23 protein-coding genes are annotated in these 25,235 nt (G+C 36.7%); 8 read left to right on the top strand and 15 right to left on the bottom strand.

Annotated elements, in window-relative coordinates; all coding sequences use genetic code 11:
* Positions 1-60 precede the first annotated feature (60 nt).
* The 13 genes from lpxA to rpsB form a co-directional block, all read right to left on the bottom strand.
* Positions 61-831: an acyl-ACP--UDP-N-acetylglucosamine O-acyltransferase gene (lpxA, locus tag KO527_RS12910; protein WP_216040705.1), complete on the bottom strand. Its 771-nt coding sequence runs from the start codon at positions 829-831 to the stop codon at positions 61-63.
* A gap of 2 nt (positions 832-833) precedes the next feature.
* Entirely contained in the window at positions 834-1,286 is a 453-nt protein-coding gene (fabZ, locus tag KO527_RS12905; RefSeq protein WP_216040704.1) for a 3-hydroxyacyl-ACP dehydratase FabZ, read from the bottom strand.
* Positions 1,287-1,299: 13 nt separating this feature from the next.
* Positions 1,300-2,361 carry a UDP-3-O-(3-hydroxymyristoyl)glucosamine N-acyltransferase gene (lpxD, locus tag KO527_RS12900; RefSeq protein WP_216040703.1) on the bottom strand — a complete coding sequence of 354 codons (1,062 nt, stop codon included), beginning with the start codon at positions 2,359-2,361 and terminating at the stop codon, positions 1,300-1,302.
* Positions 2,361-2,873, bottom strand: a complete 513-nt coding sequence (locus KO527_RS12895) for an OmpH family outer membrane protein (RefSeq protein ID WP_216040702.1) — start codon at positions 2,871-2,873, stop codon at positions 2,361-2,363. The genes lpxD and KO527_RS12895 overlap by 1 nt, the downstream gene beginning before the upstream one ends.
* Before the next feature lie 23 nt (positions 2,874-2,896).
* Positions 2,897-5,365, bottom strand: a complete 2,469-nt coding sequence (bamA, locus tag KO527_RS12890) for an outer membrane protein assembly factor BamA (RefSeq protein ID WP_216040701.1) — start codon at positions 5,363-5,365, stop codon at positions 2,897-2,899.
* A gap of 18 nt (positions 5,366-5,383) precedes the next feature.
* Positions 5,384-6,736, bottom strand: coding sequence for a sigma E protease regulator RseP (gene rseP / locus KO527_RS12885; protein ID WP_216040700.1), 1,353 nt, complete (start codon positions 6,734-6,736; stop codon positions 5,384-5,386).
* Complete coding sequence (gene ispC / locus KO527_RS12880) at positions 6,736-7,962, bottom strand: 1-deoxy-D-xylulose-5-phosphate reductoisomerase (protein WP_216040699.1); 1,227 nt, start codon at positions 7,960-7,962, stop codon at positions 6,736-6,738. The genes rseP and ispC overlap by 1 nt, the downstream gene beginning before the upstream one ends.
* Positions 7,959-8,825, bottom strand: a complete 867-nt coding sequence (locus KO527_RS12875) for a phosphatidate cytidylyltransferase (RefSeq protein WP_216040698.1) — start codon at positions 8,823-8,825, stop codon at positions 7,959-7,961. Before KO527_RS12875 ends, ispC begins: the two co-directional genes overlap by 4 nt.
* Before the next feature lie 51 nt (positions 8,826-8,876).
* Positions 8,877-9,620 (bottom strand): isoprenyl transferase, encoded by a 744-nt coding sequence (locus KO527_RS12870; protein ID WP_216040697.1) that lies wholly within the window; start codon positions 9,618-9,620, stop codon positions 8,877-8,879.
* Positions 9,621-9,715: 95 nt separating this feature from the next.
* The gene (frr, locus tag KO527_RS12865; protein ID WP_042145993.1) at positions 9,716-10,273 is read right to left on the bottom strand and encodes a ribosome recycling factor; all 558 of its coding nucleotides are present in this window, start codon (positions 10,271-10,273) and stop codon (positions 9,716-9,718) included.
* A gap of 53 nt (positions 10,274-10,326) precedes the next feature.
* Positions 10,327-11,076, bottom strand: a complete 750-nt coding sequence (pyrH, locus tag KO527_RS12860; protein WP_042145995.1) for a UMP kinase — start codon at positions 11,074-11,076, stop codon at positions 10,327-10,329.
* A gap of 140 nt (positions 11,077-11,216) precedes the next feature.
* Positions 11,217-12,065: a translation elongation factor Ts gene (gene tsf / locus KO527_RS12855; protein WP_042145997.1), complete on the bottom strand. Its 849-nt coding sequence runs from the start codon at positions 12,063-12,065 to the stop codon at positions 11,217-11,219.
* 101 nt (positions 12,066-12,166) lie between these two features.
* A complete protein-coding gene (gene rpsB / locus KO527_RS12850) occupies positions 12,167-12,895 on the bottom strand; it encodes a 30S ribosomal protein S2 (RefSeq protein WP_216040696.1) in 729 nt (242 codons plus the stop codon).
* Positions 12,896-13,222: 327 nt separating this feature from the next.
* On the opposite strand from rpsB, the gene map reads away from it, so the two are divergent.
* The 3 genes from map to dapD all read left to right on the top strand — a co-directional run bounded on the left by map (position 13,223) and on the right by dapD (position 17,677).
* Complete coding sequence (gene map / locus KO527_RS12845) at positions 13,223-14,008, top strand: type I methionyl aminopeptidase (protein WP_216040695.1); 786 nt, start codon at positions 13,223-13,225, stop codon at positions 14,006-14,008.
* 209 nt (positions 14,009-14,217) lie between these two features.
* Positions 14,218-16,839 (top strand): [protein-PII] uridylyltransferase, encoded by a 2,622-nt coding sequence (gene glnD / locus KO527_RS12840; protein WP_216040694.1) that lies wholly within the window; start codon positions 14,218-14,220, stop codon positions 16,837-16,839.
* Between the two features lie 10 nt (positions 16,840-16,849).
* Complete coding sequence (gene dapD, locus KO527_RS12835) at positions 16,850-17,677, top strand: 2,3,4,5-tetrahydropyridine-2,6-dicarboxylate N-succinyltransferase (protein ID WP_042146005.1); 828 nt, start codon at positions 16,850-16,852, stop codon at positions 17,675-17,677.
* Between the two features lie 180 nt (positions 17,678-17,857).
* Here the strand turns inward: dapD and glnB are convergent, their stop codons facing one another.
* Positions 17,858-18,196: a nitrogen regulatory protein P-II gene (glnB, locus tag KO527_RS12830; protein WP_042146007.1), complete on the bottom strand. Its 339-nt coding sequence runs from the start codon at positions 18,194-18,196 to the stop codon at positions 17,858-17,860.
* 77 nt (positions 18,197-18,273) lie between these two features.
* On the bottom strand, positions 18,274-19,443 hold the full coding sequence (locus KO527_RS12825) for an FAD-dependent oxidoreductase (protein ID WP_216040693.1): 1,170 nt from the start codon (positions 19,441-19,443) through the stop codon (positions 18,274-18,276).
* Positions 19,444-19,638: 195 nt separating this feature from the next.
* On the opposite strand from KO527_RS12825, the gene miaB reads away from it, so the two are divergent.
* From miaB to lnt, 5 genes are read left to right on the top strand one after another with little or no spacing between them, the layout of a single operon-like run.
* A complete protein-coding gene (miaB, locus tag KO527_RS12820) occupies positions 19,639-21,072 on the top strand; it encodes a tRNA (N6-isopentenyl adenosine(37)-C2)-methylthiotransferase MiaB (protein WP_216040692.1) in 1,434 nt (477 codons plus the stop codon).
* 58 nt (positions 21,073-21,130) lie between these two features.
* Positions 21,131-22,183, top strand: coding sequence for a PhoH family protein (locus KO527_RS12815; RefSeq protein WP_216040691.1), 1,053 nt, complete (start codon positions 21,131-21,133; stop codon positions 22,181-22,183).
* Positions 22,176-22,631 (top strand): rRNA maturation RNase YbeY, encoded by a 456-nt coding sequence (ybeY, locus tag KO527_RS12810; RefSeq protein WP_216040690.1) that lies wholly within the window; start codon positions 22,176-22,178, stop codon positions 22,629-22,631. Before KO527_RS12815 ends, ybeY begins: the two co-directional genes overlap by 8 nt.
* A gap of 58 nt (positions 22,632-22,689) precedes the next feature.
* The gene (corC, locus tag KO527_RS12805) at positions 22,690-23,562 is read left to right on the top strand and encodes a CNNM family magnesium/cobalt transport protein CorC (RefSeq protein WP_216040689.1); all 873 of its coding nucleotides are present in this window, start codon (positions 22,690-22,692) and stop codon (positions 23,560-23,562) included.
* A 59-nt stretch (positions 23,563-23,621) separates the two neighbouring features.
* Entirely contained in the window at positions 23,622-25,133 is a 1,512-nt protein-coding gene (gene lnt / locus KO527_RS12800; protein WP_252733695.1) for an apolipoprotein N-acyltransferase, read from the top strand.
* Positions 25,134-25,235: the final 102 nt, after the last annotated feature.

Below are 25,235 nucleotides of genomic sequence, written 5' to 3'. Positions count from 1 at the left end.
TCACAACATCAAGCTAGAAAATTGCCACGAAGTGGGCTTTATGTGGATAGTAAAAAGATACTATCGTGTAATGCCTCTGCCTGAATTTTTAATAAAGTCAGCAAACATTTTCACAGCAGGGTATTTTGCAATATCATCAGCCATTTGCTCAATCGCTTCATCAACCATTAAGCCTTTTCTATAAACTGTTTTATAGGCACGGCGTGTTGCCATGATTTCATCTGACTCAAAACCTCTGCGTTTCATGCCTTCAGAATTAATTGAAACAGTTTTAGCTGGTGTGCCAATCGTTGTAACAAATGGTGGTACATCTTTATTGATGCCTGAATACATGCCAACAAAAGCATGTGAACCAACATGACAAAACTGATGTATACCTGAATTACCCGCTAGGATCACCCAGTCACCAATATGCACATGACCCGCTGCACTTGCATTATTAGCAAATATACAATTATCACCAATAACACAATCATGAGCTACATGGGTATAAGCCATAAATAAGTTATTACTACCTATTTTTGTTATACCTTCATCTTGTATTGTACCACGATGAATCGTTGCACATTCACGAATAATATTATTATCGCCAATAATTAGCTTTGTTGGTTCATTATCATATTTTTTGTCTTGGCAGGCTTCACCTACTGACGCAAATTGAAATATATGATTGCCAGAACCAATTACAGATGGGCCCTTAATAACAACATGTGACTCAATGATACAATCATCACCAATCACAACATCATTACCTATGTAGCTCCAAGGACCTACTTTTACATTTTTACCAATTTGAGCACCAGGCTCAATAATCGCAGAGGAATGGATCACGCTTATAACTCTCTTCTAGCACACATTAATTCAGCAGTACAAACAACCTTGCCGTCTACTTTTGCTTCACCATAAAACTTCCATAAATTACGACGTTCTTTTATAAAATCCACATGCAAATGCATCGTATCACCAGGGTAAACTGGTTGCTTAAATCTTGCATTATCAATTGCAGCAAATAAGTATAGTTCATTATCAGCACGACCTTCAGTCGTTTTAAAACCTAATAAACCAGTTGCTTGAGCCATCGCTTCTAAAATCATCACGCCTGGGAAAATAGGCTGACCTGGGAAGTGACCAGTAAAAATAGGCTCGTTAGCAGTTACATTTTTGATTGCATGTAAGTATTTACCAGCTTCATAATCTACCACTTTATCAACCAATAACATTGGGTAACGATGTGGCAATAAAGCCATTATTTCTTGAATATCAAAGCCATTTAATTCATTAGCCAAAATACGATTCCTTTTATTCAACTTTAACTAAAGTAGCTGTGATTTTTTCTAGCTCTTTAATTTTTTTATTCATATCACCAATATGACGTAAATGCGTCATTTGTTTACGCCAATCTCTATTTTTACCATGTGGTATACCCGAAGAGTAAACCCCTGGTTCAGTGATTGACGAAGTTACCATAGCCATGCCTGTTAGTATCACACTATCACAAATTTCAATATGACCATTGATGCCACATAAACCTGCAATTTGACAATACTGGCCGACCTTAGTACTCCCTGCAATAACCGAACATGCCGCCATAGCGGTACCTTGTCCAATCACAACATTGTGTGCAATTTGACATTGGTTATCGATTATCACATTAGAATGTATTTCAGTATTACCTAACGCACCACGATCAACTGTTGTGCTTGAACCAATTTCTACATCGGAACCTATAATGACAGAACCTAGCTGAGGGATTTTAACCCACTTGCCTTGCTCATTCGCAAAGCCAAAGCCATCAGAACCTAAAACCGTATTTGAATGAATAATACAGTTATCACCTAGCTCTACTTCATGATAAATAGTTGCATTAGCCCAAATTTTACAATTAGCGCCAATTTTAGCTCTTTCACCAATAAAACAACCTGGCCCAATTTGACAGTCATCGCCAATTATAGCACCCGCTTCGATTACTGCATTAGCGGCAACTGAAGCACTTGAGCTTACAACTGCATCTGGATGTATCACCGCTGAAGCATGCACACCATTAGCCGACTGTGGCGTGGTATCCATTAGTTGTGCAAGTTTGGCATATGCTAAATACGGATTTACTAACACAAGCTTAGTACCTTCAAAGTACTGAGTATCAGCATCAGTTAAAATAACTGCACTTGCTTGAGTTATATCAAGTTGTTTTCGGTATTTTTTATTCGCTAAAAAACTAATCTGTCCACTTTGAGCAGACTCTAAAGTTGCGATGCGTGTTATTACTAACTCACCCACAGCTTTAGTGTCTTTTTCATTATGAGCACAAACGAGTTCTGCGCCTAAATATTCAGCCAAGTAGGCTAGTGTGAAATCTTGCATTATTTAAGTTTGCTTACTCTTTCAATAATTTTAGAAGAAATGTCTTTAATCTTTTTAGCATCAAAATAAACTAACGCAGCTTTATTTTTTACTTCGTCGATTTTGCTTGCTTTTGCTTCTGACTCTACTGCTTGTAAAACAAGCGCTTGAACTTTAGCTAATTCTTGATTTTGACGTAATTTAATTTCTTGCTCTAAAGGACGTGCTTTAGCAGCAAAGTCTTTTTGCATATTTTGTAACTTTTCAGTCAAAGCATCTTTTTGCGCTTTGCTCATCGTTGCGCTTTCACGCTTAAATTTTTCAGCTTCAAAACGAATATCGCCTTGTAACTTTTCAATTTCTTGACGACGTTCTGCAAATTCAGTTTGTAGCGTTTGCTCAATCGTGCTCATTTGAGGTAACTGACTGAAAATTTGCTGCATATCGATTACTGCAACATTATGTGCCATAACAGCTGATGAAGCGCTTAACATCATAGTTGCGAATATGCTTGATTTAATTATTTTGTTCACAATAAATTCCTTTAAAAATTCTGTTAAAAAGTATTACTTATGTTAAAGCTAATAGATTTAGTATCGTCGTCTTCTTCTTTTTTAAGTGGATAAGCGAAACTAATAACCATTGGCCCCATAGGAGATATCCATTGAACTGACATACCTGTTGCTACACGGAACCTTGAAGGATCTGAGTAATCGTCAAGTTTAGCCCTTTCATCTGGTGATAAATTAGAGAAGCGGTCTACATCAAACTCCGTATCCCAAACATTGGCAGCATCAACAAAGAAGCTAGTTCTTACAGAGCTGGTGTTGTCATCATCTAAAAATGGTGTTGGTACAATTAATTCTAAACCAGCAAGTGCTTTGGCATTACCACCAATACGACCAGCCATGCTAATTTGGTCAAACTCTGGATCGCCACCAATATTACTTACGTTACCATCTGGAGATGGTGTACCTAGTAATGGGCTAGGTCCACGAACAACCGCTCTTGGTAAGATAGTATTTCTATCAAAACCACGTAATTCTGATTCTGTAATTCTAAAGAACTCTTGAACTGGTAAGATTTGGTCATAACCATTGGTTGTGCCATAACCATTACCGTAACCAAATGCTGCACGAGTCATAAATGACCACTTGTGATCATTACTGATTGGCCAGTAGAACTTAGAATCATAATTAACTTTAAAGTAAGTTAAATCAGATCCCGGTGTTGTACCTTTAAGCGTTAACGTTTGTTTAGAACCCGCTGTAGGGAATAAACCACGGTTTAACGTCATTCTTGACCAACCCACACTTAATTCAAGTTTTGTAAAATCAAAACCTGCATCTGGATCTTCTGGGTCTAAGAAAGTTTCACGCATGATACGTGTTTGTTCGTATTCAGATAACTGAGAAAGTTCTTCTTTACTTAAGGTCACACCAAAGTTAATCCGATTAATCGCATTAATCGGAAAGCCCAAGTTACTACCAACACCGTATGAAGTGCTCTTATATTCTACAAGACTAAATTTACTTGCATCATAGTTACGGTAGAAAATACGGTTACCTAAACTCACACCGTCTGGCGTAAAATAAGGGTCTGTATGGGATAAGCTAACAGCTTCAGAACCTGTTGATGTATTGATGTTAAACGCAACTTGGTTACCTGAACCTAAGAAGTTTGATTCACTAATGCCAATATTAAATTGCAGACCATAGTATGAACCATATGCAAGACCCGCATTAAAGCTACCTGCTGATTGCTCTTTTACTGAAAAGTCAACATCAACTTGATCATCTTTACCAGGTACTGGTGCAACATCAAACTCAACACTTTCCATATACATTAAGCGTTGGATTTGAATTTTTGAACGCTCTAATGATTGGTTTGATAACCAACCACCTTCAAGCTGTGTCATTTCACGACGGATAACTTGGTCGGCAGTGTTTGCATTACCTGAAACATTGATACGACGAACGTAAACTCGTTTACCAGGATTAACTGATAACGTTAACTTTACTTCTTTATTCTCTTCGTCAACTTCAGGAATTGTTCTTACTTCAGCATTTGCATAACCAAAACGTGCTAAATAACTTTTGATAAACTCTTCAGATGAAGTAACTACTGAGCCATTATAAAGCTCACCGGCTTTAAGCGGGATAACCGAACGGATTAGTTCTTCACGGCCTAATAAGTCGCCTATAAAGTCAAAGCCACTTACTTTAAATTTTTCGCCTTCAGTTAAGTTAACAGATACATAAACTGATTCTTTATCTGGGCTCACTGATACTTGAGTAGAGTCGATATTAAATTGTAAATAACCACGATCTAAGTAGTAACTACGTACTTTTTCTAAATCGCCTTGTATCGTTTGTTTTTGATATCTATCACTGCCCATGAAGTCCCACCAAGATAAATCTTGTTGTGACTCTACTTGCTGTAATAATTCTTCATCAGAAAAAAGGTTATTACCCACTAAATTAATTTGACGAACCGATGCAGCATCACCTTCATCAAATTTAAGTTTTAACTTAACACGGTTACGCGGTAAGTTAGTAACGCTGATATCAACCGTCGCATTGTATTTACCAATACTATGGAAAAACTCAACTAAACCTTTTTCGATATTATCAATAACCGTTTTATCTAGCGGTTCACCTTGACGAATATCTTGACCTTCAAGAGACTCGTTAAGCTGCTCATCTTTAATATCTTTATTACCATCAAATTCGATAAAGCTAATTGTAGGACGCTCTTTCACTTTAAAAATAAGTGTTTGTCCATCTCTATAAGCTTTAATATTATCAAAGTGACCTGAACCATATAATGACTTTATCGTTTTTGATATTGTATAGTCATCTAGGTTATCACCCACATTGATAGGGATATGTGTTAATGCAGCACCAAGCGCAACCCTTTGCAGCCCTTCAACTTTTAAATCTTCTACGATAAAAGCGGTTTGGCCTAATGAAGCAAAACTTGCTCCTATTAAACTTGTTGCAGCCAAATATTTTTTTATAGCCATTTTATTATCTTTTACCCTTTACAACCGCATAAAATCATTGAATAGCGCAAAGCCAGTCAACAATAATAAAACTAATGCACCAATTCTAAAACCAAATTCTTGTGTCCTTTCAGAGACTGGTTTTTTTCTGATAAGTTCAATTATGTAATACATTAAATGCCCGCCATCAAGAATTGGCAAGGGCAATAAGTTAAAAACACCCAAATTAACACTAATTAATGCTAAGAAGCTCAAAAAAGCAACTAAACCATAGCTTACACTGGCACCAGCGCCTTGTGCTATGCCAATTGGTCCACTTAAATTATTAACTGAAATCTGCCCTGTTAACAGATTTCCAATCATCTCAAAACTTAAAGATATCATTTGCCAAGTTTTATCAACACCTTGAAAAAAACCATCAATTGGGCCATATTTTCTTGTTGTTATATAACCATCTGGCCACTTTGATGCTAAAGGTACCACACCTAAATAGCCTTGGCTAAATCCATCTTTAGTTGGCTTATTATCAGGTACGACATTTATATTTAATTTTTCATCACCACGGCTAATAGTCATTAACAAAGATTTATCTGCTGAAGCTTGGATAATACCGACTAACTGAGCCCAACTCGAGATTTTTTCGCCATCAACTAAATAAATTTTATCGCCAACTTGTAAGCCATATTTTTTAGCGGCTGAATCTTCGGCTATATGCGCTAACTCTGTGGTGATTTGTGGTCTAAATGGTGTAATACCCACTGAATGTAATGGCGATTTAACATCATTACCTAAGGTCCAACCTTCAAGGTTTAAGTTTTTAACAACTTGGCCGTCAATCGGATCTTGAACCACCACTTTAACTTTAGATTCCCCCATATTTTGCATCAATGCAAAAGTGGTTTCTCTCCAGTCAAATACTGTTTCATTGCCAATTGAAATAAGCGTTTGGTCTGCTTTAATGCCTGCAATTTGGGCGCGACTACTTGTTTCTATGCTACCGATTACTGGCTTAACTGTTTGCACACCTAGCATATACATGGCCCATAAAAGCACGATTGCAAATGCAAAGTTAGCTAATGGTCCAGCCGCTACAATAGCAATTCGAGATTGCACTGACTTACTATTAAATGACAGGTGCTTTTCATCCGCAGGTACTTCGTCAACACGCTCATCAAGCATTTTCACATAACCACCTAAAGGGATGGCTGCGATAACATATTCAGTGCCTAGTTTGTCATACCAAGTGATTAATGGTTTGCCAAAACCGATTGAGAACCTTAGTACTTTAACACCTGCTTTTCGAGCAACCCAAAAATGACCATACTCATGTACAGTTACTAAAATACCTAATGCCAAGATAAATGAAGCTAAGTTCCAAATAAAATCAAACATTAATTTAGCGCCTTATTAATTATTTCACAGGCATAAGCACGTGCCACTTTATCTACATTTAAAATATCATCTAAAGTAATCGTTTGCCCATTTGGCATTTTATTTAACACTTCTGCATTAATTTTATAGATATCAGTAAAGCCTACTTTATTTGATAAAAATGCATTTACAGCCACTTCATTCGCTGCGTTAATTGCTGTTGTTGCACCTTGCCCTAAACGACAGGCATCCATCGCCAATTTTAAATTAGGGTAACGAGAAAAGTCAGGTGCAGTAAATGTAAAATCAGACATTGCAGTGAAATCTAATGGTTTTACACCGGAATCTATACGATTTGGATAAGCAAGTGCATGTGCAATGGGTGTACGCATATCAGGGTTCCCCATTTGCGCCAATACTGAGCCATCACGGTATTGCACCATTGAATGAATAATACTTTGTGGATGAATTACAACTTCAATATCATCCACTTGAGCATTAAAAAGCCATTTAGCCTCAATAAACTCTAAACCTTTATTCATCATAGTGGCAGAATCAACAGATATTTTTCTGCCCATACTCCAATTAGGATGTGCAACCGCTTCATCAACAGTAACTTGCGCTAAAGTATTTAAATCGCGTTTTAAGAAAGGGCCACCTGAGCCGGTGAGTAAAATCTTACTAATGCCTTGCTCTAATAAGTTGCCATTATTTGCATCTTGCTGCATTTGCGTAGGTAAACATTGAAATATAGCGTTATGTTCACTATCAATTGGTAATAAAGCTGCGCCGTGCTTTTTAACTTTATCAATAAATAATTGGCCTGACATGACTAAAGATTCTTTATTTGCTAATAGAACTTTTTTTCCAGCTTCAACCGCAGATAAAGTAGGTAATAAGCCTGCAGCACCAACAATGGCAGACATTACAACATCTACGTCATCAGCTTTAACCAAGTCACACATAGCTTGTGTGCCTGATAAGACTTGTGTTTTAGCGTTGTGGCTACTCAAGGCTGCTTTTAAGCGCACAGCACTGTGTTCATCATGCATCACTGCAAATTGAGGTTTAAACTCAATACACTGGGCTAGCATTTGTGCATCATTTTGACCTGCAGTTAATGCAAAAACAGTGAATTGAGTATTTTGACGGATCACGTCTAATGTACTCAGACCAATAGAACCGGTAGATCCTAAAATACAAACCTGTTGAGGGGTCTCGTTTACATCTGATGCATTCAAAATCATGAACTGATTGTCCATGCATAAAAGGCTACGAATATAGGTGCAGCTGCAGTTAAGCTATCAATACGGTCTAAAATACCACCATGACCAGGCAAGCAACGACCACTATCTTTTAATCCCGCTTCACGTTTAAACATGCTTTCTAATAAATCGCCCACTGCAGAGAAAATTGCAATAAAGACTGTCACACAGGCATATAAAAACCATTTTTCTTTTGCTACGTCAGCAAAATAACAAAAAATCAAAATGAATAACGTGCTAGCAATAACGCCGCCAGCTAAACCTTCAATGGTTTTATTTGGGCTTACGTTGGGCATTAACTTATGTTTGCCAAAGTTTTTACCAGAAAAATAAGCGCCAACATCTGCACTCCATACGATGCCAAGTACAATCATAATTAAAATAGAGCCATGTAAAGTAGACTCATTATAAGATGCGCTTCTCAATGCATTTAACGCTAACCACAAAGGAATAAGCGTTAAAAAACCTGCGATTGCACGCATCAAAATGCCTTTATTCCATGATTTTGACATTGAAGGATATTGCCAAACTAAAGCTGTAGCGACTAACCACCAAGCAACAGAAACTGTAAATAAATAATTGGCATCAGATAATAGTTTATTATCTTGCCATAACGTTTGAATAGGCCAATGTAAATGTAATGCAGACAAGATGACCCCAATCAAAACAACATACAGGGATCTGTGTATTATTTTTTTAAGGCCCATAAAACCAGACCATTCCCACGCGCCAACTAAGACTATCAAAGCAGCAATATAACTAAAAACCATCAATGGTGTATAAAATACAAGCGCTAAAGCCGCTGGCGCTAATACAAGAGAAGTCATTATTCTATGTTTGAGCAAACTGTTTTACCTTATAAATTTAAATTTTTGCGTAAAAAAGTGTATGAGAATTTAAGCGAGTAATTGTTTTATTTGTTCGCCGGTACAACCGAAACGTCGCTCTCGAGACACATAACACGCAATTGAATCCGCAAATGCTTCATCATTAAAGTCAGGCCATAAAATATCAGTAAAATATAATTCTGCATAGGCAGCTTGCCAAAGCAAAAAGTTACTAATACGAAGATCGCCACCCGTTCTGATCAATAAATCTAAATCGGGTTGATCTGCCATCATAATATGTTGGGAAATCAGGTCCTCATTAATATCTTCATTTTTGATTTTCCCTTCAGATACTAAAGTAGCAACTTTCTGTGTTGCTTGAGTAATATCCCAACGACCACCGTAATTAGCAGCAATATTAAGACATAAACCTGTATTGTTTTTTGTAAGTGCTTCAGCTTCGATTACACGCTTTTGAAGCTTGTCAGAAAAACGGGATAACTCCCCCATAATTCTTAATTTCACATTATTTTTATGGAGTTTTTTAACTTCCTTGGTAAGCACAAACATAAATAGCTCCATTAGCGTATTAACCTCTTGTTCCGGTCGTTGCCAATTTTCACTACTAAAAGCAAATAAAGTAAGAGATGAAATTTCTAATTTCTGACAAAAAGTAACTGCGTTTCTAACCGCATCTACCCCTTTTTTATGGCCAAAAACACGCGGTTTACCCTGAGCTTGCGCCCATCGACCATTTCCATCCATGATAATAGCTATATGCTTAGGTAAAGTTTGTTGTGTTATTTCACTCATTCTAGAACCATTAACTGTTTATATTCCATAAAAAAACGCCGACTAGTATACCCTAGCCGGCGTTTAATCTCTAACATTTTACTGCAGAGCAGGAATTAAAATTCCATTAATTCTTTTTCTTTGGCTGCTAATTGCTCATCCATTTCTTTAATGAATAAGTTAGTTAGCTTTTGGATTTCATCTTCAGCTTGATGTTGCTCATCTTCAGAAATTTCTTTATCTTTTAATAAAGCTTTGAAATCACTGTTTGCATCACGACGAATATTTCTGATAGCAACACGGCCACTTTCAACTTCACCACGTACCATCTTAATGAAATCTTTACGACGTTCTTCAGTTAATGGCGGTAATGGTACACGAATTACAGTACCTGCAGACATAGGGTTTAAGCCTAAATCTGAAGTCATAATCGCTTTATCAACAGCTTTAGTTAATTCTTTATCAAAAACAGTGATTGCAAGTGTACGTGCATCTTCAGCAACGATATTAGCAAGCTGTTTAAGCGGCGTATTAGCGCCATAGTATGGAACCATAATGCTGTCTAAAAGGCTTGGATGTGCACGCCCTGTACGGATTTTAACTAATTGATTTGCTAGTGCATCAACACTTTTTTGCATACGTGTTTTAGCATCATTTTTAATTTCATTAATCACAGTATTATTCCTATATTTTTTTTAACAACCAAAATATCTATTCTGGACTTTATTTATTCTGTGGTATCAACCGAACTTTGAGATGAAATAAGTGTACCTTCATCTTCACCCATGATCACACTTTTTAATGCGCCAGGCTTATTCATGTTAAATACACTGATTGGCATTTTATGATCTCGCGCCAAAGTAAATGCCGCTAAATCCATTACCTTTAGTTCTTTTTCAATGATTTCATCATAGCTTAAGTGACTAAATAACGTAGCATCTGGGTTTTTTGCTGGATCATCATTATATACGCCATCTACTTTAGTCGCTTTAATCACAGTATCAGCTTCAATTTCAATGCCACGTAGACATGCAGCTGAATCTGTAGTGAAGAATGGGTTTCCGGTACCGGCTGCAAAAATTACAACGCGGCCTGTTTTTAATAAACTGATTGCTTCAGACCAGTTATAAGCTTCACATACACCATTTAATGGAATTGCTGACATTAAACGCGCATTTACAAATGCACGGTGTAATGCATCACGCATTGCTAGGCCATTCATTACGGTAGCTAACATGCCCATATGATCGCCAACTACACGGTTCATACCCGTTTCAGCTAATGTACCACCACGAAGGAAGTTACCACCACCAATCACTAAGCCAACTTCTATTCCTAATTCTACTAATTCTTTAATCTCTTGCGCCATACGGTCGAGAACTTTTGGATCAATACCAAAACCTTCATCGCCCATTAAAGCTTCACCACTAAGTTTTAATAAAACTCGTCTAAAAATTGGTTTTCGATTTGTATTCATAAGTTACCTGACTAGAAATAGGGATAAAAACGGGCAAAAAATAACCGCGTTCATTAATATAATGACAACGCGGTTATTCTAAATAATTTTATCTGATGAAGCAAAGCAAAAACGCCCTGCTCATAGACAAATTAAGAGATTTAAGCTTTAGCAGCAGCTATTTGAGCAGCAACTTCAGCAGCAAAATCTTCTTCTTTCTTTTCGATACCAGCGCCAACTTCTAAACGTACGAAGTTAGATACAGTTGCGCCTTTTTCTTTAAGAATAGCACCAACAGTTTTCTTAGGTTCCATGATGAAAGCTTGACCAGTAAGAGAGATCTCACCAGTAAATTTCTTCATACGGCCTACAACCATTTTTTCAGCGATTTCAGCTGGTTTGCCTTCGTTCATAGCGATATCGATTTGAACTGCTTTTTCTTTCTCAACTACGTCAGCTGGTACATCTTCAGGGTTAACAAACTCTGGGTTTGATGCAGCAACGTGCATAGCAACGTGCTTAAGTGTTTCTTCGTCAGCTTCACCAGCAACAACAACACCAATACGCTCACCGTGACGGTAAGTAGAAAGTGTTGCACCGTCGATGTATTGAACACGACGAACATTGATGTTTTCACCAATTTTAGCAACTAGAGCAACACGTGCTTCTTCAAACTGTGCTTGAAGTGCTTCGATTGTTACTTTACCAGCTGCAGCAACGTCTAATACTGAGTTAGCAAAAGCTAAGAAGCTTTCATCTTTAGCTACGAAGTCAGTTTGACAGTTAACTTCAAGAAGTGCAGCGAAACCTTCGCCTTTCTTGATAAGGATAGTACCTTCAGCAGCGATGTTACCTGCTTTTTTAGCAGCTTTAGCAGCGCCACTTTTACGCATGTTTTCAATCGCTAACTCGATGTCACCAGCAGTTTCAGTTAACGCTTTTTTACAATCCATCATGCCAGCGCCAGTGCGCTCGCGTAATTCTTTAACTTGGGCAGCAGTTACAGCCATTAGAAAATTCCTTAAAACAATAAAATTAAATAAACAGGGGCCAATCATAATTTACATTATAAATTCGGCCCCTATTGAAGTAAAAAGTAGTTACTTAATACTTATTCAACTTCTACGAAGTCGTCTTTTTCAGCTTGAACAGCAATGTTGCTTTCACGGCCTTCAACAACAGCGTCAGCCATTGCACCAGTGTATAACTGGATAGCACGGATTGCATCATCGTTACCAGGAACGATGAAATCAACGCCATCTGGGTTAGAGTTAGTATCAACGATAGATACTACTGGGATACCTAGATTGTTTGCTTCGCGAATAGCGATGTGCTCGTGATCAGCATCGATTACAAAGATAGCGTCCGGTAAACCGCCCATATCTTTGATACCACCAAGGCTCTTGTCTAGCTTTTCCATTTGACGAGTAAGCATTAATACTTCTTTCTTAGAAAGCTTTTCAAAAGTACCATCTTGGCTCATTGTTTCAAGGTCTTTTAAACGCTTGATAGACTGACGAACTGTTTTCCAGTTTGTAAGCATACCACCTAACCAACGGTGATTTACGTAGAACTGGTCAGAGCGAAGTGCAGCTTCTTTAACCGCTTCGCTTGCTGCGCGCTTAGTACCAACAAAAAGGATTTTACCTTTGTTTGATGCAGTCTTACCGATGAAAGAAAGTGCATCGTTGAACATAGGTACAGTTTGTTCTAAGTTGATGATATGAACTTTGTTACGAGCGCCGAAAATGAAAGGCTTCATTTTTGGATTCCAGTAACGTGCTTGGTGACCAAAGTGAACACCAGCTTGAAGCATATCGCGCATTGAAACGTTTGCCATTTTTAATTCCTTAATTTAATTTTGGGTTAGGCCTCCACACATCCCATATCACTAACACTTTTATTTAATAAAAATAAACGTGCACCCAAGTGTATGTGTCGACGTGTGTGTGATTTTAGTTAATATATTAATTATAAATATATCGGTTTAGTGTCTCTTAAATACAACAAAACCAACCAATTTATAGTAGTTTTCAGAGTGAAAACTTAAATTTTAGATTTTAATTGTAAAAAGGACGCGCGCTTTATACCATGAACTGATGTATAATTCCAATCTTTCTTGATTTTGTTATTCAATTTTTGAACAATAATTTGCTTCGGAGCATAAATGAGCGCAGTCATAAAAACACCTGCTGAAATAGAAAAAATGCGTATTGCTGGCCGTTTGGCTGCTGATGTATTAGAAATGATAGTACCGCATGTTAAAGAAGGTGTTACTACACAAGAATTAGATACAATATGCCACAACTATATCGTTGATGTGCAAGAAGCGATTCCTGCACCTTTAAACTACCATGGTTTTCCTAAGTCGATATGTACTTCGGTAAATCACGTAATTTGTCATGGCATTCCAAATGATAAACCATTAAAAGATGGTGACATCATTAATATTGATATTACCGTTATTAAAGATGGTTACCACGGCGATACTTCTAAAATGTTTTATATCGGTACGCCTAACATCCAAGGTAAACGCTTATCTGAAGTTGCACAAGAAAGCTTATATCTGGCAATTAAAATGGTAAAACCGGGTGCGCGCTTAGGTGATATTGGCGCAGCAATTCAAAAATATGCTGAAAGCTTTAAATATTCAATTGTTCGAGAATATTGTGGTCACGGTATCGGCGCAGGTTTCCATGAAGAGCCTCAAGTGATGCATTATGGCAAATCAGGCACTGGCGAAGTATTAAAAGCAGGCATGTGTTTTACCATTGAACCTATGGTTAATGCAGGTAAACGCCAATGTAAAGTACTTAAAGATAACTGGACTGTGGTAACTAAAGACAGAAGTTTATCTGCTCAGTGGGAGCATACCCTACTAGTGACTGACAATGGTGTTGAGATATTAACACTCAGAAATGATGATGAAATTGATCGTGTGATTGAGCATTAATTTCTAATTTGTAAAAATGGCTTAGTTTCTAAGTCATTTTTTCTCACCCTTTATCAATAAATCTTCCACATTAAAATCCCCCTTACTGTTGAGTTAATTTCAATCTTAAATCTTAGATTAAATTTGATAAGACCAATCCATTGTGTACAATCAATGCTTTAAAAATCGTTGTAGATCCTGCATTTTAAAGAGATACGGATATAAAATTTATGGCTGTACCTAAAGAACAACTAAAACAATTAGCACAATGCACAATACTTGAAGATTATAAAGACACTATATCCAATTTTTATACTTGGCTAAAAGGTGAGTTTGCTTTCCAACCTGTTGAAAAACTAATAAATGCACGTGCTGATTTTATTGATCAGTTATTATCTCAGTTATTCCAACACTTTAACCTTAATGAAAATAATAACTTTAACCTGATTGCTGTTGGAGGTTATGGTCGTGGAGAGCTGCACCCTTACTCAGATATCGACTTTTTATTATTAGCGCATAACGAACCGACAAAACAAGAATGTGAAAAAATCGGTGAGTTTGTCACTATGTTGTGGGATTTAAACCTCGATATTGGCCATAGTGTTCGCACCTTAGCGCAAACGATTGAATACAAAGCAAAGGATGTGTGTTTTGCGACTAGCTTATTAGAAAGCAGATTAGTCATTGGCGATGATGATGAATTTAAAATACTACAAAATTCACTGGTTAAAACCCAAACTTGGAGCTCTGAAGCCTTCTTTTTAGCTAAAGTGGAAGAACAAGACTTACGACATAAAAAATGCCATGGCACAACTTATAATCTAGAGCCTAACCTAAAAGAAAACCCTGGCGGTCTTCGCGATATTCAAACCATTATTTGGGTCGCAAAAAAGCACTTCAAATCGACTTTACTTAGAGATTTGATTACTGACGGTTATTTAACGCATGAAGAACATCAAGAATTATTAGAGTGTTTACTAAATTTATGGAATATACGATTTGCCCTACATTTAGCTGCTGGTCGCCAAGAAAATAGATTGCTATTTGACCATCAACCTTTAGCAGCTGAATTGTTAGGGTTTGGTACCGATGGTAAAGCTTCGGTTGAGCGAATGATGAAGCGATTATTTAGGATAATGAGTCGTGTTAGAGAGTTAAATCAGATGTTATTAAGATATTTTGATGACAATATTTTACCTGATAGAAACTCCCATAAAATAACACAACTGAATGATGATTTTATTCGCATAGATCATCAAATAAAAGTTAAAGATGCATCAGTATTTTTTAATCGAGAAAAAATATTTGAGCTATTTGAGCATGTCGCCGATAATCCTGAAATCACCCATATATATCCAAGTACCTTGAGAACTTTACGACAAGTTCGTCGTAGGCTATTAGGTGATTTACAAGATTATGAAGGCTGTCGGTCAGCTTTTTTAAGATTGCTCCGTCACCCCAACGGTATGGGTCGTGCATTTACCTTAATGCATAAACACGGTATTTTAGCCGCTTATTTACCACAATGGCGCAATATCTTTGGTCAAATGCAATTTGATTTATTTCACGCTTATACAGTTGATGAACATACTCATAAAGTGATTCAAAATATTTATCGCTACTTTCAAAGCGAAAGTATACAAGAATTCCCTTTATGTCGTGAAATTGTGATCCGAATGGAAAAACCAGAGCTGCTGTATTTAGCAGGTATATTTCATGATATTGCCAAAGGCAGAGGCGGCGATCACTCCGAACTTGGTGCATTAGATACCATTGAATTTGCTAAACTACATCAGTTATCAGACTTTGAAGGTAAATTCATAGCTTGGCTAGTTGAAAATCATTTATTAATGTCGATCACTGCACAACGTAAAGATATTTCAGATCCTGATGTGATCAGTGAGTTTGCAAAACGCGTCAAAAATGAAAAACGCTTAAACTACCTCTATTGCTTAACCCTTGCAGATATTCGTGCAACAAACGATAACCTTTGGAATAGTTGGAAGAATACCCTTTTACGTGAATTATTTTTATCAACGCAACGCGCATTACGTTTGGGACTTGAAAACCCGATGGATTTACGTGATCAAATAAGGGATAAAAAGCAGCAAACAAGACAAAAGTTAATTAGTCTTGATTATAATGAAGCACAAATCGATTTTTTATGGAATCGATTTAAACCAGATTATTTCAGTCGTTTTAGTGCGCAGCAAATTGCTTGGCATGGCGAAAACTTTCTTAAATCAAAAGACTTATCGCAACCTATGGTTGTAATATCAGAAAAAGCCATGCATGGCGGTACACAAGTATTTGTATACAGCCCAGATCAAATAAATTTATTTGCGCGCATAGTCAGTGCATTAAGTAATAAAAAAACCCATATTCATTACGCACAAGTTATGATGACTAAAGATGGTTATGCCATCGAAAGCTTTGTTATTTTAGAACAAGATGGCAAAGCGATTGAATCAGCAAGTAGACTAAACTCTATTAGACGAGGTATTGAACATTCTCTCAGTGACCCCCATAAAAAGATTAGAATTAAAAAGAGTCGCTCTAAGCGTTTTAAAGGGTTTAATATTAAACCTCAAGTTATCATTAGACCTCATGGGCGTAAAGATAGAACATTAATAGAAATACAAGGTGTCGATATACCTGGTTTATTGACAAAAATAGCCAATGTATTTCAAAAAACAAAATTACATATTCATGCAGCTAGGATCACAACCGTAGGCGAACGCGCCGAAGATTTTTTTGTGGTTTCAGATGAGCATTACCAAGCATTAGATGCTGATATGCAAGCGAAAGTAAGCCAAGTACTATCAGAAAATTTAAATAAAGAAACTGAATAAAGGACAGATAATGTCAGATTTAAAAAGCATAATTGAAAGTGCGTGGGATAACCGCGATAACATTACACCAGATACAGTAGCAAGCGATATTAAAGACGCTATATTAGACGCCCTTTCACAGTTAGATTCTGGCAAAGCGCGTGTTGCAGAGAAGATTTCTGGTGAATGGGTCGTTCACCAATGGCTTAAAAAAGCGGTTTTATTATCTTTTAGAATAAATGACAACCAAGCATTAAACGATGGTGTAAATCAATACTGGGATAAAGTGCCGCTTAAATTCACCGATTATACGCCTGAGCAATTTAAACAAGAAGGTATGCGTGTAGTACCAAATGCAGTAGCACGTAAAGGCAGTTTTGTTGGTAAGAATGTTGTATTGATGCCTTCATATGTAAACATTGGTGCATATGTAGATGAAGGTACTATGGTTGATACATGGGCGACAGTTGGTTCATGTGCACAAATAGGTAAAAACGTACATTTATCTGGCGGTGTTGGTATAGGCGGCGTATTAGAGCCATTACAAGCGAATCCAACTATCATCGAAGATGACTGTTTTATCGGCGCACGTTCTGAAATTGTAGAAGGTGTTGTAGTAGAGCAAGGTGCTGTCATTTCAATGGGCGTTTATATCAGCCAAAGTACACGTATTTACGACCGTGAAACAGGTGAAACACATTACGGCAGAGTACCAGCTGGCGCAGTTGTTGTGCCAGGTTCAATTCCATCAAAAGATGGAACTCACAGCCTATACGCTGCAATCATAGTTAAAAAAGTAGATAAGCAAACACGTGATAAAGTGGGCATAAATGCATTACTTCGTTCAGTAGACGCTTAATTCAACCGTTATAATTAAGTTATTTTAATACAACCACATAATATGTGGTTGTATTAAAAATTCCGAAAAATTGTAAGACCACCTGCGCGAATAAATCCGCCTACAAAAAATCTCAGCACATAAAAAAGCCTAATGTAATTACATTAGGCTTTTTTATAATTTGTATAAAATACAAATAAATTAAATTGCTTCTTCGTCTTCTTCGCCTGTACGTATTCTTACGACACGTTCGATTTCTGTGACAAATATTTTACCGTCACCTATTTTACCGGTTTGCGCAGTTTTGATTATCATATCAATTGCACGGTCTACATCTTCATCTGCTAATACGATATCTAATTTAACTTTTGGTAAAAAGTCGACCATATATTCTGCGCCGCGATATAATTCTGTATGTCCTTTTTGACGACCAAAACCTTTTACTTCACATACCGTCATACCTGAAATACCAATTTCAGATAGTGCTTCACGTACATCATCTAATTTAAAAGGTTTAATTATGGCTTCAATCTTTTTCATTTTTGTTCCATTTTAATGGTCGTTAAAAAACATAAGTGCTTGAGTTTAGCTAATCAATATAATCTGTGCAATTTATATTAAGTGCCACCTATGGCATATTTCAATATTTGATTTTTTAATGGACCTGAATTTTTTGCGACTTTTAAACCTAATTGGCGTAACATTTTTAATGGTTTAATATCATTAGAAAAAACACCATAACAGCCATCCATTACGCTCATCATTAATAAATTGGCATTTCTACGCTTGTTTTCATATTGAGCTAATAATTTAGTACAGCCGACATCATCTACATTATCAAGTACATCAGCCAAAGCGGAAACATCTTTAAAACCTAAATTAACGCCCTGACCTGCCAATGGGTTAATTGTATGAGCAGAGTCCCCAACCAATACTAAGCGACCTTTATAATAATTATTCGCATGAGAGCGCGTTAATGGAAATACCGCTTGTTTTACTATTTCAAAGTCACCTGGTAACTCAGGGAAGGTTGCAAGCACTTTATCTTTAAGTTGCTGCTCAGTTAATTTATTAAATTCGGCCAAGGTTTGTGCATGGTTATACCAAATTAAACTTGCATAAGGCGCTTGTAAAGGCAAAAAAGCGACAGGTCCTGTTGGTTGAAATTGCTGCCAAGTAATATCTTGCTGTGGTGCATCTAATTTAATTAACAGTCCCATACAGCTTTGTTGGTATTGCCAACCTGTAGAACCGATACCCGCTAATTTTCGACACTGTGACTGACCCCCATCAGCAGCAACAATTAAGTCTGCTTCTAATGTGATATTTTCAAACGCTATGGTTATTTTATCTTCAGTTGTTTTACCCTGAATGATATTTTTTAATTTACCTGCATCATCTATTACTTTGATATCTAACCCAGAAAATTGTTGCCAAAGTGATGCTTGTATTAAATTATTTTCAAGAATATGACCTAAGTGGGTTTCGCCTATGTCACTGGCTTTAAATTCTAAATTAGACTCTAAAGATTCACATACAGATAAACGAGAGTATGGTGCTGTTCTGCCTTTACGTAAAGTAGGCATTGCACCTAATTCATCTAATAATTTTTCAGAAAAACGATTTAATGCCGACACCCTAATATCTGGAATTTCATCACTATTATCAGCATTCAATAAAACTGCATGATGCTCAATTAAAGTAATTTTATGCCCTTGCTTTGCAAGTTTTACAGCTGTAGCAGCACCCACCATGCCACCACCAACAATAACAATCTGATTTTTCATAACTTTTTAATTAAAAATGCAATTACTTATATTATACGCTTCATATTTAGAATACGAAACTAGCTAATATTGAATTGGTATTATAAAATACGCGCCCTGCTCTTATTCCTGATCTGAAAATCATACCAATAAGGGCGTTAAAAGTTGCAACAAATTGCAACTATAATCACCAAAGCAAGAGGCAAGTGAAACACTATGGGTAAGAAGCTACATATCAAAACCTGGGGTTGTCAGATGAATGAATATGACTCTCAGAAAATGGCTGAATTATTAGATGCAACAAACGGTTATTCATTGACTGATGAAGCAACTGAAGCCGATGTAATTCTACTTAATACTTGTTCTATTCGTGAAAAAGCACAAGAAAAAGTATTTCACCAGCTTGGTCGTTGGAAATTATTAAAAGACGACAAACCTGATCTTGTTATTGGTGTTGGTGGCTGTGTTGCTTCTCAAGAAGGCGATACCATTCGTAAACGCGCTCCATTTGTTGATGTGATTTTTGGTCCACAAACATTGCACCGCTTACCTGAAATGATTAAACAAGTTCAAACGAACGCGGGTTCTGTTATTGATATTTCATTTCCTGAAGTTGAAAAATTCGACCGTTTGCCAGAACCTGTCGCCGAAGGCCCTAGTGCATTTGTTTCTATCATGGAAGGCTGTTCTAAATACTGTACTTTCTGTGTTGTACCTTATACGCGTGGCGAAGAAGTCAGCCGCCCATTAGATGACGTGTTATTAGAAGTTGCCCAACTTGCTGAGCAAGGCGTGCGTGAAGTTAACCTACTTGGTCAAAATGTAAATGCTTACCGTGGTGATACGCACAATGGTGAAATTTGTTATTTCTCTGACCTTTTACGTTACGTTGCTGCAATTGATGGTATAGACAGAATTCGTTATACCACTTCGCATCCGGTAGAGTTTACACCAGATATTATTGAAGCATATAAAGATGTACCAGAATTAGTTGATCACTTACATTTACCAGTTCAAAGTGGGTCAGACAGAATTTTAGCACTAATGAAGCGAAGCCATACTGCTATTGAATATAAATCAACAATTAGAGCACTACGTAAAGTTCGCCCTAATTTATGTATGTCTTCAGATTTCATTATTGGTTTCCCTGGTGAAACACAAGCTGACTTTGAAGCAACTATGAAACTAATTAGCGATATTGGTTACGATATGAGCTTTAGCTTTATTTACAGTGCCCGCCCAGGTACACCTGCTGCAGATTTACCAGATGACGTAACAGAAAAAGAAAAGAAAGAGCGTTTATATTTATTACAAAACCGTATTACGCAAATGGCGCAAGATATCAGCCGTAAAATGTTTGATACTGAACAACGTATTTTGGTTGAAGGCCCTTCTAAAAAGAATCCAATGGAATTACGCGGTCGTACTGAAAACAACCGTGTAGTTAACTTTGAAGGCCCACACTCTACAATTGGTCAATTTGTAGATGTGCGCATTACAGAAGCTTTACCAAATTCTTTACGTGGTGAATTATTACGTACAGAAGCTGAAATGGATTTACGTAAAGATGTTGCGCCAGCTGATATTTTAAATAAAGCACCCGCAACAGAAGAAGTTAATGAAATTGGTGTAGCTACTTTTACACCATAATTAACCACTCAATTTAGAAATGTCTGCAAATGCAGGCATTTTCTTAAAGGATTGCATTTTGAGCAACAAATTAAAAACTTCCGAAATATATTTAGAACCTTCCGACAATCAAAGACTCAGCTCACTTTTAGGCCCTTTTGACGACAATATAAAGCAAATAGAACGTCGTTTAGGCCTTGAAATTGCCCACCGCGAAAATCATTTTCGCATAACAGGCAAACATAAAAATGTTCAAGCAGGTTTAGATTTATTAAAGAACCTTTATGTTGAAACTGCGCCAATCCAAGGTATTGTTAAAGAGATTGAACCAGAACTCATACATTTATGCATACAAGAAGCGAACTGTTTAGAGCAAGACCAAGCTAAAAGTGATTACATTAGCGATGCCTATATAAAAACAAGAAAAGGCGTTATTAAACCGCGTAATCCAAATCAAAACTTATATATTTCTAATATTGTTAATCATGATATTTGTTTTGGTATTGGTCCAGCAGGTACTGGTAAAACGTATTTAGCTGTTGCAGCTGCTGTTGATGCATTAGAACGCCAAGAAATTCGTCGTATTTTGTTAACGCGCCCGGCTGTTGAAGCCGGTGAAAAATTAGGTTTTTTACCTGGCGATTTAACGCAAAAAATAGACCCATATTTACGTCCATTATATGATGCGCTTTTTGAAATGTTAGGCTTTGAAAAAGTCGAACGTTTAATCGAAAAGAAGGTCATAGAAATAGCACCGCTTGCTTATATGCGCGGTCGTACTTTAAATGATGCGTTTATTATTTTAGATGAAAGCCAAAATACCACTGTTGAACAAATGAAAATGTTCTTAACACGTATTGGTTTTAATTCTAAAGCAGTTATTACAGGTGATATTACGCAAGTTGATTTACCTCGCGGAGCGCGCTCAGGTTTACGTCATTCAATTGAAGTACTATCTGAAGTTGATGAAATAAGCTTTAACTTTTTTGAAGCCAAAGATGTTGTACGTCATCCAGTTGTTGGCCGTATCGTTATGGCTTATGAAGCACATGATGAAGTTGAGCGTAAACGTGCTTTAGCTAAAAAAGAGCAATATTTAATTAAACAAACACAAGAAGTTCAAAATGATTGATCTGGATTTACAAATTGCTTGCGAATTTGATGATTTACCAAGTGAAGCGCAATTTTCGCTTTGGGCAAATACAGCACTTAAAAACTTAAAGCCTGATGCTGAAATGACAATACGTATTTCAGACGCCCAAGAAAGCCAGCAATTAAATTCTGAGTATCGTGGAAAAGACAAACCAACAAATGTTTTATCATTTGAATTTGAAGCGCCTCCTGGCATAGATTTACCTTTAATAGGTGATTTAGTCATTTGCCCAGAGATAGTAAAAAAAGAATCAATTGAACAAGAAAAAACATTTCATAATCATTTTGCCCATATGGTTGTTCATGGATGCTTGCATTTATTAGGTTTTGACCATATAGATAAAGATGAAGCGAATGAAATGGAAAGCTTAGAAAAACAAATCTTATCGGGTCTAGCTATTGACGACCCTTATAGAGATGATGTTTAATTCACTTTCACTATAAAAAAGTGATTAATTTTAATACTACGGAGCTAAATAAAAGCGTATGAGCGACGACAACTCGCCGAGTAACCAGGGTTCTTCAAGCAAAACATGGTTAGGGGCAATTGCCCAAATGTTTCAAGGAGAACCCCAAAGTAAAAAAGAATTAGTAGAAGTAATAGAAGATGCCCAGCATCGTGAACTTATTGATTCTGACACTCAAAAAATGATCAAAGGTGTATTAGGTGTTTCTGAACTTAAAGTTCGTGACATCATGATACCGCGTTCACAGATGATCACTCTAGATGTAGAAAAACCACTAGCTGATTTATTACCGCTTATGGTTGAAGCATCACATTCACGCTTCCCGGTTATATCTGAAGATAAAGACCATATTGAAGGCATTTTATTAGCAAAAGATTTATTGCCTTTAATATTAAAAGATCATGACGAGTTACCGCCTTTAACGGATCATTTACGCCCTGCTATCGTAGTTCCAGAAAGCAAAAGACTTGATACCTTATTAGATGAATTTAGACAAAAACGCTATCATATGGCCATTGTGGTTGATGAATATGGCGGCGTTTCTGGCTTAGTTACCATTGAAGATATTTTAGAAATTATCGTTGGCGAAATCGAAGATGAGCACGATGAAGAAGAAATAGAAGATATTAAGCAACTAGCTAAACATGTTTATTTGGTCCAAGCTTTAACGCCTCTTGATGAGTTTAATGAATACTTTGGTGTTGAATTTAATACCGATGAAGCCGATACCATAGGCGGCATTGTATTACACGCATTTGGCCATATGCCAGGAAAAGGCGAAACCATTGATGTTAATGGTATCCAATTTAAAATAGCAAATTCTGATAATAGACGTATAGGTCAGTTACAGATCACGGTACCAAAAAAATTGGAAGTTGAAGCGACCTCTTGATCACCTTCAATAAAAAGCAAATGGTTAAAAGCACACTGTCATTTTTATCAGGTGTGCTTATGACATTAAGTTATGCCCCTTATAATTTATGGCCATTGGCTTTTATTTGTATCGCTACCCTACTTTTTAATGCAAAACCAACTGAAACCTCAACAGCTAAAGATTCAGCCAAACAAGGCTTTTTATTTGGTTTAGGTTGGTTTGGTGCAGGGATCAGTTGGGTTCATGTAGCCATAGCTGATTTTGGTGGTTTGCCTTTAATTGTTTCATTAATACTCATGTTGATTTTATGTGCTTACTTAGCGATTTATCCTGCTTTGGCATTTGGGCTGAGTGCAAAACTTCTTCAAAGAAACATTAAAAATATTCAAACAAACGTAAAAAATGATTATTTATGGTTTGGCTGCTTATTACCTTTATTCATTATAATGGAAGCACTCAGAGCAACTATGCTCACTGGTTTCCCATGGTTATCATTAGGATATATTTTAACTGATAGCCCACTCAATACACTCTCACCTATTATTGGTGAATTTGGTTTAAGCATTATTGTTTTAATCATTTCATTTAGTTTACTGTTATTAATAGACAAGAAGCACTGGCAAGCACTCGCTGCCACAAGCTGTGTTTTATCTGGTTTATATTTTACAGCACCTTTAATCAACCAACTCGAACATCAAGAAGAAGATATAAAAGTTCTGCTAGTTCAAGGAAATATTCAACAAAGCCTCAAATGGAACCCAGATCAAGCTTGGCCTACGATGCAAAAGTATCAAGATCTTACGCGCAAAAATTGGGATGTAGATCTAGTTGTTTGGCCAGAGGCGGCCATTCCAGAAATAGAAACTTATGCTTACCGATTTTTATCTAATCTTGATAATGCAGCAATATTTAATAATGCAGCTTTGATCACAGGCATTGTTGATTATCAAAGAGATACCAAAACCGTATTTAATAACCTAATCGTTGTAGGTAAAAAGGAAGCTGATAGCACAGCTGGCCAGTATGAATATTTACATAAAAACCGCTATACCAAACATAAACTATTGCCTATCGGTGAGTTTGTTCCATTTGAAGATTTTTTAAGGCCACTCGCACCATTATTTAACTTAGCGATGTCATCTTTTACCCCAGGTGAGCCAATTCAAAAAAACTTATTAGCTAATGGTTTAAATGTATTGCCAGCAAACTGTTTTGAAATTGTATTTTCAAACTACCTAAGAGCCAATCAACAAGATAATACAGATGTATTATTAACAGTGAGTAATGATGCTTGGTTTGGTGATTCTCACGGCCCTCATCAGCATATGCAAATTGCACGTATGCGCTCACAAGAATTAGGCTTGCCACTATTACGTGTTACCAACAATGGCATAACAGCTGTATACGACCCTTTAAGCCATAAACAAGAGTCATCAAAGCAATTCGAAACTAATGTGCTTAAAACACAATTTAACAAGATATCTGGCACTACTTTTTATTCAAAGCATGGCAATACTCCATATTGGATAGCCCTCATTACATTATTTATCAGCGCATTAATCATAACCTTAAAAAGGGGTCGGAGTTAATTACCCTCAATTCAGTTTGAAAAACACCTAACCTGACATACTTAAAATAAAAAAACTATATATTTCAGTTCATTATCATAAGAAATAAAAAGGGGTCGGAGT

The organism is Pseudoalteromonas sp. C2R02 (genome assembly GCF_018860845.1).
Taxonomy (GTDB): domain Bacteria; phylum Pseudomonadota; class Gammaproteobacteria; order Enterobacterales; family Alteromonadaceae; genus Pseudoalteromonas.
Note: the sequence above shows the minus strand (reverse complement) of the source record. Positions and strands in the feature narration are given on the sequence as shown.

Bases quoted from the DNA above. Each gene is read 5' to 3' on its own strand.
- lpxD (WP_216040703.1), bottom strand. From the start codon at position 2,361: ATGCAAGATTTCACACTAGCCTACTTGGCTGAATATTTAGGCGCAGAA.
- bamA (WP_216040701.1), bottom strand. From the start codon at position 5,365: ATGGCTATAAAAAAATATTTGGCTGCAACAAGTTTAATAGGAGCAAGT.
- rseP (WP_216040700.1), bottom strand. From the start codon at position 6,736: ATGTTTGATTTTATTTGGAACTTAGCTTCATTTATCTTGGCATTAGGT.
- ispC (WP_216040699.1), bottom strand. From the start codon at position 7,962: ATGATTTTGAATGCATCAGATGTAAACGAGACCCCTCAACAGGTTTGT.
- KO527_RS12870 (WP_216040697.1), bottom strand. From the start codon at position 9,620: ATGAGTGAAATAACACAACAAACTTTACCTAAGCATATAGCTATTATC.
- pyrH (WP_042145995.1), bottom strand. From the start codon at position 11,076: ATGAATACAAATCGAAAACCAATTTTTAGACGAGTTTTATTAAAACTT.
- tsf (WP_042145997.1), bottom strand. From the start codon at position 12,065: ATGGCTGTAACTGCTGCCCAAGTTAAAGAATTACGCGAGCGCACTGGC.
- rpsB (WP_216040696.1), bottom strand. From the start codon at position 12,895: ATGGCAAACGTTTCAATGCGCGATATGCTTCAAGCTGGTGTTCACTTT.
- map (WP_216040695.1), top strand. From the start codon at position 13,223: ATGAGCGCAGTCATAAAAACACCTGCTGAAATAGAAAAAATGCGTATT.
- glnD (WP_216040694.1), top strand. From the start codon at position 14,218: ATGGCTGTACCTAAAGAACAACTAAAACAATTAGCACAATGCACAATA.
- dapD (WP_042146005.1), top strand. From the start codon at position 16,850: ATGTCAGATTTAAAAAGCATAATTGAAAGTGCGTGGGATAACCGCGAT.
- glnB (WP_042146007.1), bottom strand. From the start codon at position 18,196: ATGAAAAAGATTGAAGCCATAATTAAACCTTTTAAATTAGATGATGTA.
- KO527_RS12825 (WP_216040693.1), bottom strand. From the start codon at position 19,443: ATGAAAAATCAGATTGTTATTGTTGGTGGTGGCATGGTGGGTGCTGCT.
- miaB (WP_216040692.1), top strand. From the start codon at position 19,639: ATGGGTAAGAAGCTACATATCAAAACCTGGGGTTGTCAGATGAATGAA.
- ybeY (WP_216040690.1), top strand. From the start codon at position 22,176: ATGATTGATCTGGATTTACAAATTGCTTGCGAATTTGATGATTTACCA.
- corC (WP_216040689.1), top strand. From the start codon at position 22,690: ATGAGCGACGACAACTCGCCGAGTAACCAGGGTTCTTCAAGCAAAACA.
- lnt (WP_252733695.1), top strand. From the start codon at position 23,622: ATGACATTAAGTTATGCCCCTTATAATTTATGGCCATTGGCTTTTATT.